General features: G+C 46.5%; 9 protein-coding genes. 3 read left to right on the top strand and 6 right to left on the bottom strand.

Going from position 1 to position 15,532, the window contains the following annotated elements; all coding sequences use genetic code 11:
* Nucleotides 1–70: 70 nt before the first annotated feature.
* On the bottom strand, nt 71–1,402 hold the full coding sequence (locus tag DXB70_RS09725) for an RNA-binding domain-containing protein (RefSeq protein WP_118673207.1): 1,332 nt from the start codon (nt 1,400–1,402) through the stop codon (nt 71–73).
* Nucleotides 1,403–1,656: 254 nt separating this feature from the next.
* Between DXB70_RS09725 and DXB70_RS09720 the strand changes: the two genes are divergently transcribed.
* Nucleotides 1,657–3,207: a glucan-binding protein gene (locus DXB70_RS09720; protein ID WP_347559611.1), complete on the top strand. Its 1,551-nt coding sequence runs from the start codon at nt 1,657–1,659 to the stop codon at nt 3,205–3,207.
* A 222-nt stretch (nt 3,208–3,429) separates the two neighbouring features.
* Here DXB70_RS09720 and DXB70_RS09715 read toward each other — a convergent pair whose 3' ends face one another.
* Complete coding sequence (locus tag DXB70_RS09715; RefSeq protein ID WP_333563208.1) at nt 3,430–4,863, bottom strand: glucan-binding protein; 1,434 nt, start codon at nt 4,861–4,863, stop codon at nt 3,430–3,432.
* A gap of 683 nt (nt 4,864–5,546) precedes the next feature.
* Here DXB70_RS09715 and DXB70_RS09710 point away from each other — a divergent pair.
* Nucleotides 5,547–7,334: a phosphotransferase gene (locus DXB70_RS09710; RefSeq protein ID WP_118673205.1), complete on the top strand. Its 1,788-nt coding sequence runs from the start codon at nt 5,547–5,549 to the stop codon at nt 7,332–7,334.
* 324 nt (nt 7,335–7,658) lie between these two features.
* The gene (locus DXB70_RS09705; protein WP_118673204.1) at nt 7,659–9,029 is read left to right on the top strand and encodes an N-acetylmuramoyl-L-alanine amidase family protein; all 1,371 of its coding nucleotides are present in this window, start codon (nt 7,659–7,661) and stop codon (nt 9,027–9,029) included.
* Between the two features lie 111 nt (nt 9,030–9,140).
* Here DXB70_RS09705 and DXB70_RS09700 read toward each other — a convergent pair whose 3' ends face one another.
* The 4 genes from DXB70_RS09700 to DXB70_RS09685 all read right to left on the bottom strand — a co-directional run bounded on the left by DXB70_RS09700 (nt 9,141) and on the right by DXB70_RS09685 (nt 15,528).
* The gene (locus DXB70_RS09700) at nt 9,141–11,258 is read right to left on the bottom strand and encodes a glutamine synthetase III (protein WP_117796044.1); all 2,118 of its coding nucleotides are present in this window, start codon (nt 11,256–11,258) and stop codon (nt 9,141–9,143) included.
* A 103-nt stretch (nt 11,259–11,361) separates the two neighbouring features.
* The gene (gene fba, locus DXB70_RS09695; RefSeq protein ID WP_022360285.1) at nt 11,362–12,225 is read right to left on the bottom strand and encodes a class II fructose-1,6-bisphosphate aldolase; all 864 of its coding nucleotides are present in this window, start codon (nt 12,223–12,225) and stop codon (nt 11,362–11,364) included.
* 118 nt (nt 12,226–12,343) lie between these two features.
* The gene (gene thrC, locus DXB70_RS09690) at nt 12,344–13,828 is read right to left on the bottom strand and encodes a threonine synthase (protein WP_118481948.1); all 1,485 of its coding nucleotides are present in this window, start codon (nt 13,826–13,828) and stop codon (nt 12,344–12,346) included.
* Between the two features lie 188 nt (nt 13,829–14,016).
* The gene (locus DXB70_RS09685) at nt 14,017–15,528 is read right to left on the bottom strand and encodes an SEL1-like repeat protein (protein ID WP_022360287.1); all 1,512 of its coding nucleotides are present in this window, start codon (nt 15,526–15,528) and stop codon (nt 14,017–14,019) included.
* Between the last annotated feature and the right edge of the window lie 4 nt (nt 15,529–15,532).

Genomic DNA, 15,532 nt, shown 5'->3' with positions numbered 1-15,532 from the left:
TTTTTATTTGCAGGCTAAAGTAACGAGAATGCGATGTGCCGTTTTTCAAACTGATTTGAAAAATTTCAGCCTAAACAGACGTATAATACGTATTTTTTCCAGATCTGATTGCTTGTAATTCTCCTGAAGTACAAAGCTCTTTCAATAATTTAAATGCTTTAGTTGTACCGGAATTTAATATTGCTTCCGCTTCTTTTCGAGTTATTTTCTTGTTTTTATTTACATATTCCAGAATAAGCTGCTTTTCTGTTAATGAAGAAGGCTGTCTGTATACAGCTACAATCCGTTTTTTGGGCAGATTTGTGTGATTAAGCATTTCATTTCGATTTGGAAGTGTAACACGAAATACTCCTTTGGCTGTTTCGAATACAGGCTGTTTGGAAAAATCTTTATATGCGCGTTGAATTTTGCCAATACCAGTTCCATAACTTTCTATCAACATCATTCGATAAAAGATAGCCGCCAGATTCGGATTTCTTGGTTGTGATACGCCTAAAAAAATAGAATCTAATTCCAATCCTGAAACCAGACCGCCCAAAGAAACAAATTCCATCCGGTCATCATAAATATTAATCAGATTGCTGCCACTAAAAGAATAGTCTCTGTGAACAATACTATTTAATAATGATTCTCTGACCGCCTCTTCTGGATAATCTCTCTTGTCAATTCTCTCTAAGCCTGAGAAACTTGCTTTCGTTTTATTGTTTAGATCGATAAACTGAAAAACGTCATCTAGCTGCTTGATAATTGAACCAGAAAATTCTTTCCGATCGCGGAAAATTGCTTTGTCAGTTCCCTGGAAAATGGCAACCTTTGTCGTTACTTCACACTGATCGGATAATAGCAATGCAAGATTTGTATATAAATTATCTTCACCAATCATTTTCAGAGTCATCATCTGAGACGAACCCAATGGTATATTCCGTTTGGACATTTCAGCAGAAAACACCTCAAATGTCAATGCCTGATTCATGCTCCGGCAGGATTCATAGGAACGGATACCGTTTTGAATAATCATTTCACGGATGCCGTCATCCGTCATTGGCTGTGAAGAGCTTCCTTTTCGGACATAAACACCGCTCGGTTTCAATCCTTTTTCTCGGATATAATAAGGGCGATTTGTTCCAGTCGCAACATTAATTTCGATTACTGTTTTTTCCTCTATTTCAACCGTTTTTATATTCACAAATGGCATGATATCTGGAGCAATCGCATCTTTTAACGAACCCGCGACCTGCAACATAACTGAATCTGGATCATTCACTCCAATAACCGTTCCATCTTTTCGAACTCCAATCAAAATGGTACCTCCAGAAGCATTGGCAAACGCAATCACTTCTTTTCGAATATCAGCTACATATTCTTGTTTAAACTCAACTTCCTGATTTTCAAACGATAGCATGAGATTTCTCCTTTCTTTCTCTTATTTTATGAAAGAAAGAAAGGAAAGTCAAGACGCGAAAGAAAGAAAAGAAACGACATTTTTCCCATCGCCCGATACTTTTCCATATCCGAAGTATAATGACCTAGTAATGCAGTTAGGATTTCGAGAAAAATATTTCAAAAAGTAAAAAGGAGAGTGCATTAATTATGAGAAAGCAGACTAAATTAGTTGCAGTACTTTCTGCAGCAGCTTTACTCGCTATGGGTGCTTCCATGACTTCTTTCGCAGCTGGTTGGCAGAAAGATGACGCTGGTGTTTGGCACTACTATGATAGCGATGATGAGATGGTAACAGGCGAATGGAAGAAGGACGGCGGTAAGTGGTTCTACCTTGACGAAGACGGCGATATGCTGACAGATGCTTGGGTAGATGATGACTACTATGTAGATGAGTCCGGTGCTATGCTGACAAACGCTTGGAAATACACTGTATCTGACGAAGATCAGGATGAACCGGATGAGGATGGCGAGCGTTGGTTCTACTTCAACAACAAAGGTAAAAAAGTTGTAAACGATACCAAGAAGATTAATGGTAAAACTTACTTATTCGATAGCGATGGTAAGATGGAGTTTGGCTGGCAGCAGGATAATAACACCGGCGACATGTACTACTATGGCGATGAGAACGATGGTGCTAGAACAGAGTCCAAGTGGCTGTGGCTGGAGAGATCCGGTAACTTAAGCGATGAGGATCTGGATGACGGACAGAATAAAGGTCTGTGTGACGATACCTCTTCTGATCCGTGTGATGACGAAGGTTGGTACTGGTTCCAGTCCTCTGGTAAGATGTACAAAGATAAAACAAAGAAGAAAATCAACGGTAAGTTCTACATGTTCAATGAGCATGGTCAGATGCTGTATGAGTGGATTGACAATAAGAAAGTTTCTGTTGGTTCCAACGCGCAGCTTGATGCAAAACGTGCTGATGGCTCTGTAGCAACTGCTGGTGAGATGCTGTACTACAATGTAAATGAAGAAGGCTGGAGAGCTGATGGCTGGTATCAGATCGATGGTTCCGAGGCTATGAAGACAGACAGCGATACAGACTGGTACTACATCGATGATGGCGAAATGTATCATGCAACAGATGCTGATGATGCAGGTACGACTGATGGCGGTAGTGAAGTTTATGTAATGAGAAAGAAAGTTAAAGTAAGTGGTAACAAGTATTTCGCATTCAATAAAAAAGGTCAGATGCAGGATGGTCTTCAGTACATCGTTAAAGATCATGGCTTCTTCTACTTCGATGAGAATGGCTACCAGAAGACTGGTAAAGTTTCCAGCGTAGAGTGCGAAGATGATGATTACACCTTCTACTTCACAACCAAGAACGGTATCGGTTATACCGGTGAAAAAGATGGTACTCTGTACTTCAACGGTAAGAGACTGGAAGCAGATGATGATTATAAGTTCTATGTAGTAGATGGAAGTATCTACCTTGTAAATACAAAGGGTAAGATTCAGAAAGCTACCAACAGCAAGAAATATGATGATATCGAAAACGGCGCATACGTTGGAAAAGATGTACATGTAACAACTAACAAGAAAGGTATCGTATCTTCTGTTCAGGTTGGCAATGCAGCAGCAACTAGAAGCGAAGATTTATTAACAGATCTTGCAACAGACATCAATGCAACTGGTTTCGATGCTAAGTCTTATGAAAACGCAAATGATAATAAAGTAGCAGTTCCGTTCATCGATCTGTACGATAGCAATGATGTTTATACCTATACAGGTAGTGATTATGCTGAGGGATGGAGATAATTAAGTATTACTTTAAGTGATTCTTAATTTCAACCGATTAGAATTTCTTAATCTCTCTAAATTAAAGGAGAGCTGTCGCATTCATATGTGGCAGCTCTTTTTCTGACTAAATATGGTAACATTGTTTCTATGCAAAAAGGACTCCGGCATCCCAGATTTCTCTGAGATGTCGGAGTCCTCTTTATATCAAGCTATCAGCTCAATTCTTCAAGTTCAGCTCAATTACGGCTCCCAAACGAAACCATCAGTTGTGCTCTGACCATCTACATCAAAACCACCAGTTCTGATTACATCAGTCGGAAGTGTTGTTGCATTTGTATTCTTCTCATCATCAACAAAGTACTTGTTAACAGTACCGCTCTTGGTTACAGTTACATAACCTTCGCCGCCATCCAGTTCGTACTTCTTAGAAGTAGATTTCTGGATCTTACCAGTCTTGTTAACTACATACAGAAGATTGTTGTATTTGTATACAGCGTAGTCATCATCAGCCTCAAGTCTCTGACCATCTGCGTACAGATAACCATCTTTGATTCCGTCATAGCCCTTACCAGTATCGTTGTTCTTTGTGCTGAAGTAGAATGTGAATGTATCATCATTGTCATCATCAGCAGTTGTCTTACCGGTCTTCATATAGCCATTGTCATCGAAATAGTAGGTATGGTTTGCAATTCTCTGCAGACCTGTCTGCATCTTACCATCCTGATCGAAGCAGAAGTACTTACCATTGATTTTGATTTTCTTTCTGTACTGGGTTGCACCTGTAGAGTCAGTCTGAGCATCCTCAGCGCCTGCCTTCTTAGCTTCGCCCTTCTTGAAGAAGTACCAGTCGGTATCGTTGTCGTTGCCAAGATCCTCAGCACCGTCGATCTCGTACCAGCCTGCTGATCTGGAGCCATCTTCAACTTCGTTAGCGTAGATCATATCGCTTGCGGAAGCGCCTGCTCTGTTACCATCCAGAATAAATTCTGTGGAGGAACCAGTAGCTGTGTACTCCTTAGTATTGATCCACTCGTACAGCATCTGACCATGCTCGTTGAAGTAGTAGTATTTACCATTGATTTTCTTTTTCTTGCTGTTGTCTCTGTATGCTTTACCGTCGTTCTGGAAGTAGTACCAGCCTTCGCTATCACACAGGGAGCAATCATCATCATGAGACGGCATGGAATCGTTATCCTCGTCATCCTCATTCGGCTCTTCTAACCACAGCCACTTAGCATCTGTTCTCCAGCCTTCATCCTCAGTTCCCAGATAGTACCAGTCACCGTTATCTTCGAACCAACCGTATCTCATCTCACCGTCGGTGTTGAAGTAGTAGGTTTTACCGTTGATCTTCTTCTTATCATCGGTTACTTTCTTACCTTTATTGTTGAAGTAGTACCAGTTCTCGCCATCATCATCCGGATCGCTGCTGTCATCATCATCAGCTACTTTGACCCACTGGTTAACCAGCATAGCACCATCTTCGCCTACATAGTAGTCATCGTCTACCCAAGCGTCTGTTTCCATATCGCCATCTTCGTTGAGGTAGAACCACTTACCACCATCTTTTTTCCACTCGTCAGTTACCTGATTGTCATCGCTATCATAGTAGTGCCAAACACCAGCGTCATCTTTCTGCCAACCAGCTGCGAAAGAAGTCATGGAAGCACCCATAGCGAGTAAAGCTGCTGCAGAAAGTACTGCAACTAATTTAGTCTGCTTTCTCATAATTAATGCACTCTCCTTTTTACTTTTTGAAATATTTTTCTCGAAATCCTAACTGCATTACTAGGTCATTATACTTCGGATATGGAAAATTATCAATAGTTTTTTTACAGAATTTCCAACTTTTTATTTTGAAGTGGAATATTGTCTGTATTTCCTATGTTTCTCTTCCCTGTGAAGTACTGCCTTTCTCCGATACATCCACATTATAATACACGTTTTTCCAAAATACCATAACATTTATCTGTGCATTTTCTTACGGATTTTTTACGGAAATTCTTTATAGTTTCGTAATTGTATTTATATTTGTACAATCCTGTTTTAACCGCTAAAATGCCTGTATTTCCAGTATTTTTTACGTTTCTTATTTCCCACAGACCACCTTATCAAGCCTTTCGTCACTATTCACGCATACGTGCCCAGTAACAGTCTTTATTCTCCCCCCGCAGCATTGCTTTTTCCGTTTACTTTCTCTGTGTTTATGCTATAATGTTCATATATCACTTTTAATTTTATTTTTTGAACACACAACAGCTAGAACCTATTTTCACTCTTATCCATCTATAATGATGACGAAATACGTGAATATATAAGAGAAAAATAAAAGAATTTAATAATTCAGGAGGTTTTATATGGATCGCTATGGACTGATCTGCCGGAGTTTCTATGAGAATCCGGATGTAACCCAGCGGGAGCTTGCTTCGATTTTGAATCTTTCCCTGGGGACTGTGAATAAATTGCTTGGGGACTGCCTGGAGAAGGCATTTCTCATGACGGATATGGATACGGGGAAATATCTGCTGACCGAACAGGGGCTTAAGTATCTGGAACAATTTAAAGTGGATGGCGCCGTCATTACCGCCGCCGGGTTTGGCTCCCGGTTTGTGCCGCTGACGTTTGAGACACCGAAGGGGCTTCTGGAAGTGTTTGGCGAGCGGATGATTGAGCGCCAGATCAAGCAGCTCCATGAAGCGGGGATCACGGATATCACAATTATCGTCGGTTATTTAAAGGAAAAGTTTGAATATCTGATCGACAAATATCAGGTCAAACTCCTCTATAACCCGGAGTACGCCACCAAAAATAATCTGGCTACGATCTACCATGCCCGCGAGCTGTTCCGCGGTCGCAATATGTATCTGCTTGTCTCGGACAACTGGATTCGAAATAATATGTACCATAAGTATGAGTGCGGCGCGTGGTACTCTTCCGTTTACATGGATGGTGAAACGTCAGAGTGGTGTCTTTCTTCTAATAAAAAGGGGCGTATCACATCGGTGCAGGTCGGTGGGCATGATTCCTGGGTCATGTATGGACCTGCGTTCCTCTCGCGTGATTTTTCCAACCAGCTGATTCCGCTCATTGAGGAAGCCTATCATCAGCCTGGCACAGAACAATGGTACTGGGAACAGGTTGTCGTCGATCATATCAAAGAACTGGATTTTTCCATGAACTGCCAGCCGGCGGATCAGGTCTATGAGTTTGAAAACCTGGAAGAACTGCGCCTGTTTGATCCGAAATATCAGAATCATTCGGACAATGCCGCCATGCAGCTGGTCGCACACGTTTTCAATGTAAAAGAGGAAGCGATACACAACATCCGCTGTCTCAAATCTGGTATGACAAACCAGTCGTTCCTGTTTGAACTGGATGGAAAACATTATATCTGCCGCATTCCGGGTCCGGGAACAGAATTTCTGATTAACCGGAAAGAGGAGGAGGCTGTTTACAAGGCGGTCACACCGCTTGGCATTACCGAACATATTTTGTATTTTGACGGAAAAACCGGCTACAAGATCGCCCAGTATTATGAGGGCGCTCGGAATGCGGATGCAAAGAACCCGCAGGAGATGGCCGCCTGCATGGAGATGCTGCGGAAGCTGCATCATTCCGGCGTGACGGTTCCGCACACGTTCCGCATCCGGGAACGGATTGATTTTTATGAGAGGATCTGCCGCGGACATGAGGAAATGCTGTTCGAGGACTACCCGGCAGTCCGCGCCCGGATGAATGAACTGATGGATCGACTGGATACACTGGAACGTCCTTGCTGCCTCTCCCACATTGACTCGGTTGCAGACAATTTCCTGTTTCTGCCGGACGGCTCCCTGCGTCTGATCGACTGGGAGTATGCAGGCATGTGCGATCCGCTCATTGATATTGCGATGTGCAGTATTTATTCATATTATTCACAGGAAGAGCTTGACCACCTTCTGGAAGAATACCTCCAGCACGCCCCATCAGACGAGGAACGCTTTGTCACGTATGCCTATGCGGCGCTCGGCGGTTTCCTGTGGGCGCTCTGGGCGGTCTTCAAGAGTATGGAAGGACGCGAATTTGGCGATTACACGATCGTGATGTACCGGTATGCGAAAAATTATTATCGAAAAATTGTTTCCGAGGGCTTGTTAAAATTGTAATATTTCCGTTAGGTATTTTACATTTTTCTATGTTATACTTATAAAGTAATTTGATATGATACCAGGGTCAAAAGGTCAGAAGTTCGACGCAAGCTTGCTTGCAGGAGAATTTTTGACCTTGGGCCCCGCCAAAAACATGAGTAAGTAGCCATTTTTCAAAGAAAAATGAGCGAATTACGAATGTTTTTGAAGATTGCGGGAGCATATAGTGCGGAGCAATCTGGTATCAGAGGGGTCAAAATGCCTTTTGACCCCAACATCTTTGATATTAATTTCTACTGTAATCATAGATAACGATAAATCACATTGCAAGGGGGATACGCGATGCGGAAAAGATATGCAAAACTGCTTGGGCTTGCCTGCCTGATCGGTGCCATGGGGCTGCTTCCTTCTTCCCAGAGCCGTGCGGCCGGATGGCTGAAGGACGGAAACTACTGGTACTACATGACCGACGACGGTCAGAAGCATACCGGATGGGTACATATCGGAGAGAAATATTATTATATGGATGACTCGACCGGCAAGATGGTGACCGGATGGCGTCAGGATTCATCCACTTCCGCCTGGTATTATTTCAACCAGAGCGGCGAGATGATGACCAAATGGCAGAAAATCAACAACTACTGGTACTATTTTAACCAGTATGGTGTGATGCAGAAGGGCTGGCTCCAGCTTGATACGGTCTGGTATTACCTGGGTGAGGATGGACGGATGTTTACCAACTGGCAGAAGATGGACAACGGCACCTGGTACTATTTCGGCACGGACGGGGCGATGCGGACTGGCTGGCAGAAGGTAAACAGCACCTGGTATTATCTCGACGAAAATGGAAAAATGCTGACCGGTTGGCAGCTTATTAAAAATGAATACTACTATCTCCATGATGGCAAGATGCTGACTGGCTGGCTCAATGACAGCAACGGAAACACCTACTACATGGACAAGACAGACGGCAATATGAGCCGCGGCTGGAAGCAGATCGACGGCACCTGGTACTATTTCAATGAGTACGGACACCGTCAGAAAGGCTGGATTAAGGTATCCGGCACCTACTATTATCTGGATGAGAACGGTAAGATGGCTTCGAACACAACCCGGACGATTGATTCGGTGAAATACACCTTTGCCAAGAGCGGTGCGTGCCAGAATCCACCGTCCAGTCTCTCCGGCATGAGCGACAGCTATTTTGACCCAAGTGCTTCACAGGGAACAGGGACTTCGTCTGGCAGTTCTTCTTCAAGCAGCACTTCGGGGCCAAGCGGAACGGCTTCGAACAATTCCAATTCAGGGACCTCCAGTTCAGGTAACACCAACAATTCGAATAGTTCCGATCCTTCGACCAGTTTTACTGCACCGGGAAGTTCCAACAGCTCCAGCTCGTCAAATGGTTCTTCGTCGGGCACAACCGTTCCGATTCCTGGAAGCGGCTACAGCAGCTCCACTTCCACGCCGGGCGGGACTTCCAGTTCGTCAGGCTCTTCGAAAAACCAGACAAGCAGCAGTTCCACCAGCGATACCAGCAATGTACCAAGCCGCATCTACAGCAACGGCACAACTTACACCGCACCGACGACATCGAACTCCAGCTCGTCAGGCTCTTCGTCAAATTCGTCCGATAAACGGATTAACGGATTTACCTCCAATCAGGGCGATACGATTCAGGAGGGACAGACGCAGGGTCCTGGACGGAAATAAACCGTATTTGCAAAATATATAATTGAAATAAAAAAGATTTTGACCAACGATTCATAGCTTATATCGATGGTCAAAATCTTTTTAATTAAAATCATACCTTCTAAAAGCTGCCTACACCTCAAACACCAAATCCCCATAACTCGGAAATGGCCATAATTCTTTATCTACCAGCATTTCCAATTCGTCTGCCGGTTTACGGAGAGCTACCATCGCCGGGCACACCTCATGCAGATAGGCGAATGCTTTTTCTTTGTTATCCTTGATCGCAGATGCCTTTGCCAGGATATCTTTGAGTGCCGCCAATGCCACCTTCATCTCTGAAAGTTTATCAGAGGTCTCTAAAAGCAGTTCTTTCTGGACACTGACATCGGCCTCCTCACAGGCAGTCCGGACGGCTGTCAGGGAGGAAGCAAGCTGAGTCGTATATTTGACAACCGCCGGGATGATCTGCTTGCCTGCCATGTCGATCATCGTCTTCGCCTCGATGTTAACAGTCTTGGAATATGCCTCATACTCGATCTCGGCACGGGATTCCAGCTCGGTCCGGGTGTACACGCCAAATTCTTCAAAGAGCTTGATCGCTTTCTCGGTCCGGATTGCCTCGACAGAATCGATACCCGCTTTCAGGTTCGGGAGTCCACGGCGCTCTGCCTCTTTAACCCATTCCTCAGAATAACCATTTCCGCTGAAAATGATACGGCGGTGCTCTGCAAACAGACGCTTGATGATATCATGGACTGCGCTGTCAAAATCATCGCTGTTTTCCAATTCGTCCGCAGCCTCTTTAAACGCTTCTGCCACGATCGTGTTGAGCACGACGTTCGGGGATGAAACAGAATCCGAAGAACCAACCATACGGAACTCGAATTTGTTACCGGTAAACGCAAACGGTGAAGTACGGTTGCGGTCGGTTGCATCCTTGACAAAATCCGGAAGTGTCGCTACTCCCGTCTGAAGTACCTCGCCTTTCTTAGAATGTGCGGCTTCGCCCGTGCTGCACAGCTGATCGATAACATCCTCCAGCTGCTCGCCCAGGAAAATAGAGATGATCGCTGGCGGCGCCTCTGCCGCACCCAGACGATGATCGTTGCCCGGAATCGCGGTGGACTCGCGCAGCAGATCCGCGTGTCTGTCAACTGCTTTCATGATGCACGCCAGAACCAGAAGGAACTGTACATTTTCGTGCGGCGTCTCGCCCGGATTCATCATGTTGATGCCGTCGTCGCTCGTCAGGGACCAGTTGTTGTGCTTACCGGAACCATTGATTCCGTCAAATGGTTTCTCATGCAGCAGACAGGTCAGACCGTGATGTCCTGCGACACGCTTCATCGCCTCCATGACCATCTGGTTGTGATCGACTGCCAGATTGACCTGACAATAGGTTGGCGCTAATTCATGCTGTGCTGGTGCAACTTCGTTGTGCTGTGTCTTTGCACTGACCCCCAGACGCCACAATGTCTCATTTAACTCTTTCATGAACGCACCGACTCTCGGACGGATGCTTCCAAAATAGTGATCATCCATCTCCTGTCCTTTCGGCGGCATCGCGCCAAACAGGGTACGACCGGTGTAGATCAGGTCTTTTCTCTGTAAATATTTGTTCTTATCAACCAGAAAATACTCCTGCTCCGGTCCCACATACGGAATCACACGGTGGGAAGTCGTATTTCCAAACAGGCGGAGAATCCGGAGTGCCTGCTCGTTGATTGCCTGCATGGAACGCAGCAGCGGTGTCTTCTTATCCAGTGCTTCGCCGCGGTACGAACAGAATGCAGTCGGTATGTAGAGTGTCACGCCCAGCGTATCTTCCCGCAGAAATGCCGGGGAAGTACAATCCCAGGTTGTATAGCCGCGTGCCTCAAAGGTGGAACGAAGTCCGCCCGACGGAAACGAGGATGCATCCGGCTCGCCCTTAATCAGCTCTTTACCGGAAAACTCCATGATAACGCGTCCGTTGGAATCCGGTACGGAGATAAACGCATCATGTTTTTCTGCCGTAATGCCGGTCAGCGGCTGGAACCAATGGGAATAATGCGTCGCACCGCGCTCGATCGCCCAGTCTTTCATCGCGTGTGCGACAACATCTGCGATGGACGGATCCAGCTCAGCTCCGTCTTCAATGGTTTTCTTCAGTTTTTTGTAAACACTTTTCGGAAGGCGTTCCTGCATCGCCTTGTCATTAAACACATTTTTTCCGAAAATTTCCGGTACATTGATAATCTCGCTCATTCAATCCCTCACATTAATATGAAAACAGACCGGACCGCCGGTATGTATATCCGCGTTGCGAAATGTACATCCCTGCAGTCCGGTCATGAACCTTACTTATTCATCAGGCTTTTCCGATAGAACCGAACAGTTCCATCTTTGTCTTAACCGTCTCTTTGATCGCCTCAAAACCAGGTGCAAGAAGTTTACGCGGGTCAAATCCTTTGCCCTGCTGATCCTTACCAGCCTCGATATACTGGCGGGTTGCCTCTGCAAATGCCAGCTGGCACTCAGTATTTACATTAATCTTCGCTACACCTAAAGAAATGGCTTTCTTGATCATATCTTCCGGAATACCGGTACCACCGTGAAGAACCAGCGGCATATCGCCTACTTTTTCTTTTACGGCTGCCAGCGTCTCAAAGCTTAAACCTGGCCAGTTTGCCGGATATTTGCCGTGGATATTGCCGATACCTGCTGCCAGCATATCAACTCCGAGGTCTGCAATCGCTTTGCACTCGTTCGGATCTGCACATTCGCCCATACCGATCACGCCGTCTTCCTCGCCGCCGATGGAACCAACCTCAGCCTCCAGGGAAATACCTTTCTCCGCGCAGACTTTGACTAATTCTTTGGTTTTCTCTACGTTCTCGGCGATCGGATAATGGGAGCCGTCAAACATGATGGAAGAAAATCCAGCATCGATACATTTGTAGCAGCCCTCGTAGGTGCCGTGATCCAGATGCAGCGCAACCGGAACCGTGATGTTCAGCTCTTCGATCATCGCTTTTACCATCGCAGATACTGTCTTAAAGCCAGTCATATACTTGCCTGCGCCCTCAGAAACACCTAAGATAACCGGTGAGTTCTGCTCCTGTGCCGTCAGTAAAATCGCTTTGGTCCATTCAAGATTGTTGATGTTGAACTGACCAACCGCATATTTGCCATCTCTTGCCTTCTGAAGCATTTCCTTCGCACTAACTAACATATACAAACCTCCTCGTTGTCTCTTTTTGATCTAACCAGAGTCTATTATATACCATAATTCAGTATTTGCCTAGCCTGTCAAAAAAATAACAGGCAATTATTTTAATATTTTGTAACTTTTACTGTAAAATCTCCGAAACGGTTTTCTCCATCTCCTCCGGCTTGCACTGGCGGTTGTGACGGATCTCTGCCTTGCGGATCTCCTCGATCGCCTGCGGGATCTTCACGCCGGATGCTTTCTCCATCTCGTCGATAAGCTCGAACTCGCCCTTGCCTTCTTCGCTGCCGAAGATTGCCTCCATGACGCTGCGGGAGAATTTATATGGGCTTGCCGTCGATGCGATAACTGTCTTCTTGGTATCGCCTGTCTCCTTCACATAGTTATGGTATACGCAGGATGCAACGCCGGTATGCGTATCGATCATATAACCGGTCTCATCATAGAGACGCTTGATCTCGGCTGCATTTGCCGCCTGATCAGCATAACCGCCGACAAAATCTGCCATGCGCGCACGCATCTCGTCAGTAACCGAATATTTGCCATCTTTCGAAAGCTCTTCCATGCGTTTCTTGGTCTCCTCCGCATCGCAGCCGGTGGAGAGATAAATCAGACGTTCCAGGTTGCTGGAAATCAGAATATCCATCGACGGGGAAGAGGTCAGGATGAATGGACGGTTCTTGTCATATACGCCTGTCTTAAAGAAGTCGTACAGAACTTTATTGTCATTGGACGCGCAGATCAGCTTGTCGATCGGCACACCCATCTGTTTTGCAAAATAAGCAGCTAAGATATTGCCGAAGTTTCCGGTCGGAACGGTTACATTGATCTTCTCACCGTTCTCGATCTCGCCGTTTTCAAGCAGCTTTGCATACGCATATACATAGTACACAACCTGTGGTACGAGACGACCGATGTTGATGGAGTTTGCGGAAGAGAGCTGATAGCCTCTGCCTGCTAATTCTTTGGCAAATTCTTTGTCACCAAAGATTTTCTTGACACCGCTCTGTGCATCATCAAAGTTTCCGGAAATACCGACAACGCTTGTGTTCGCGCCCTTCTGGGTCAGCATCTGCAGCTCCTGCACACGGCTGACGCCGTCCTTCGGGTAAAATACGATAATTCTGGTTCCCTCAACGTCTGCAAAACCAGCCATCGCTGCCTTTCCGGTATCGCCGGAGGTTGCGGTCAGGATCACGATCGTGTTCTCCGCATGGTTCTTCTTCGCCGATACGGTCATCAGATGCGGCAGGATCGAGAGCGCCATATCCTTGAAGGCAATCGTGCTTCCGTGGAACAGCTCCAGATAATATGCTCCGTCTGCTTTGACAAGCGGCGCAATCTCTTCCGTATCAAACTTACTGTCGTAAGCGCGCTCGATACAGGTTTTCAGCTCTTCCTCTGTGAAATCAGTCAGGAACTGCTTCATAACTGCATAAGCTACTTCCTGATATGTTTTATGGGATAATTCTTCCAGGCTGCAGTCTAACGCCGGGATATGATCCGGCATAAACAGACCGCCGTCTGCTGCCAGTCCCTTTAAGATCGCCATCGAAGCCGTTACGTTGTTTTCACCGCCACGGGTACTGCTGTAATTGATTGCCATGATTTTCATCCTCTCTTTTTATCTTTCCCCGTCGTCCCCATCTTTGCAAAGGATGCCGGAGTCAAACTTTCTGCCATGTGAGTGTTCTGTGTGGTTTTGCAGTTCTCCCGCAAAGTTACGGGACCCCCTGCTCACTTTAGTTAAAAATTCTATCATACTTTATGGCACAGCGCAAGAAAAATTCCCCCTTAATACGTGATCTTCCAGCGCCCAAACAATCCCTTCTTAAAATGGGAAAACCGCCGTGAAGCACTCTCATTTCCCATCTCGATCGCCTTCTGGTAGCACTGTGCCGCCCGCTCGAGATCTTCCGGGGATTCATTTTTCCGTTCGTAGATAAATCCAAGCTCATAGAGTGCATATCCGTCACATTCCGTCTGTGCCGCCCGCTCAAAAAGCTCCTTCGCCTTATTTTCATCGGCGGTGCAGCCTTCTCCCTTCATATAGAGATAGCCTAACTTGGATGCAGACTGCAGACTTCCGGCTTCCTCGCACCGGTTCAGCCACTCAAATGCTTTTGCATAATCGCGGTCTACTCCCTCTTCGCCCTGGAAATACAGGCATCCAAGAATCTCCATGCACTCTGGATTTCCCTGCGAAGCGCCTTTTTCGTACCAGGAAACCGCCTGCTTCATATCAATCTCGCCGTTCAGACCATCCCGATAGATATTTCCAAGCGCCAGGCTTGCCTGTCCGTCGGTCTCGATCCCAGCTGCCTCCCGCAGAAGTTTTTCTGCCCGGACAGTGTCCTGCTCATCGGACGGGCGCAGATACAGGCGGGCTAACGGAAGCGCCGCCTCTTTGATGCCTGCCGCATATGCTTTTCCATACCAGTAAAACGCTTTTTCATCATCGCGCTCCACCAGTTCATCCTGATAGAACAGATTTCCAAGTTCTTCAAAGCTCTCCGCCTCGTTCCGCGCCGCGGCTCCTTCCAGCGCCTGAACGGCCGCCTGAATATCGCGCTCTGTGCCCTGTCCGTTTAAGTACATCTGCCCCAGATACAGCATGGCGCGGGAAGACCCCTGCTTTGCCGCCGCATAGTCATATTGGAATGCAGCTTCCCAGTCTTCTTCCTGGCGGTAATGTTCCCCCATCTGGAAGAGTCCCCAGACCTCCCCGCTGGCGGCGCACTGGTTCGCCCAGCGAAGTGCCTCTTTTTCATCTTTTTCCCGGTATGTACCATTCTGGCAGCATTTTCCCATCTTAACCATCGCCGGGATAATGCCGCCGTCCGCCGCCCGTTCGTACCAGAAGAGGCACTGCTCACGGGCGCTCTCAGTCTGCGGCATATAATCGGCCAGATCTTCCCACTCAACTGCCTCGCCCATCTGCCACGCGGCATAGACATCGCCCATCTCAGCGGCATCCCGCACCTGACGGTAACTTTCCTCGATGGAATAACGTGCCGACTGCTTCATCTGTTCGTCATACTGACCGGCGCGCAGCGCTCCTAACACTGCCCGGGCACTTCCCGCCGAAGCCCCCCGCAGGTAACATTCATACGCTTTTTTCTCATTGAACCCGACAGCCCCGTCCCCCCAGCTGTAACAGTGTCCTAAAAAGAACCATGCTTCTGCATCGCCCGCATATGCCGCCTCTTCCAGCCAGGTAACTCCCTGGGCGTACATCGCATCGTTACACTGTTTCCAGATCTGGTCTGCACCTTTCTCACATAAGCCTGTCATCAGGATTGTCATATAT

Origin of the sequence: Clostridium sp. OM05-5BH, from assembly GCF_003481505.1 — a bacterium.
GTDB lineage: Bacteria > Bacillota > Clostridia > Lachnospirales > Lachnospiraceae > Otoolea > Otoolea fessa.
Note: the sequence above shows the minus strand (reverse complement) of the source record. Positions and strands in the feature narration are given on the sequence as shown.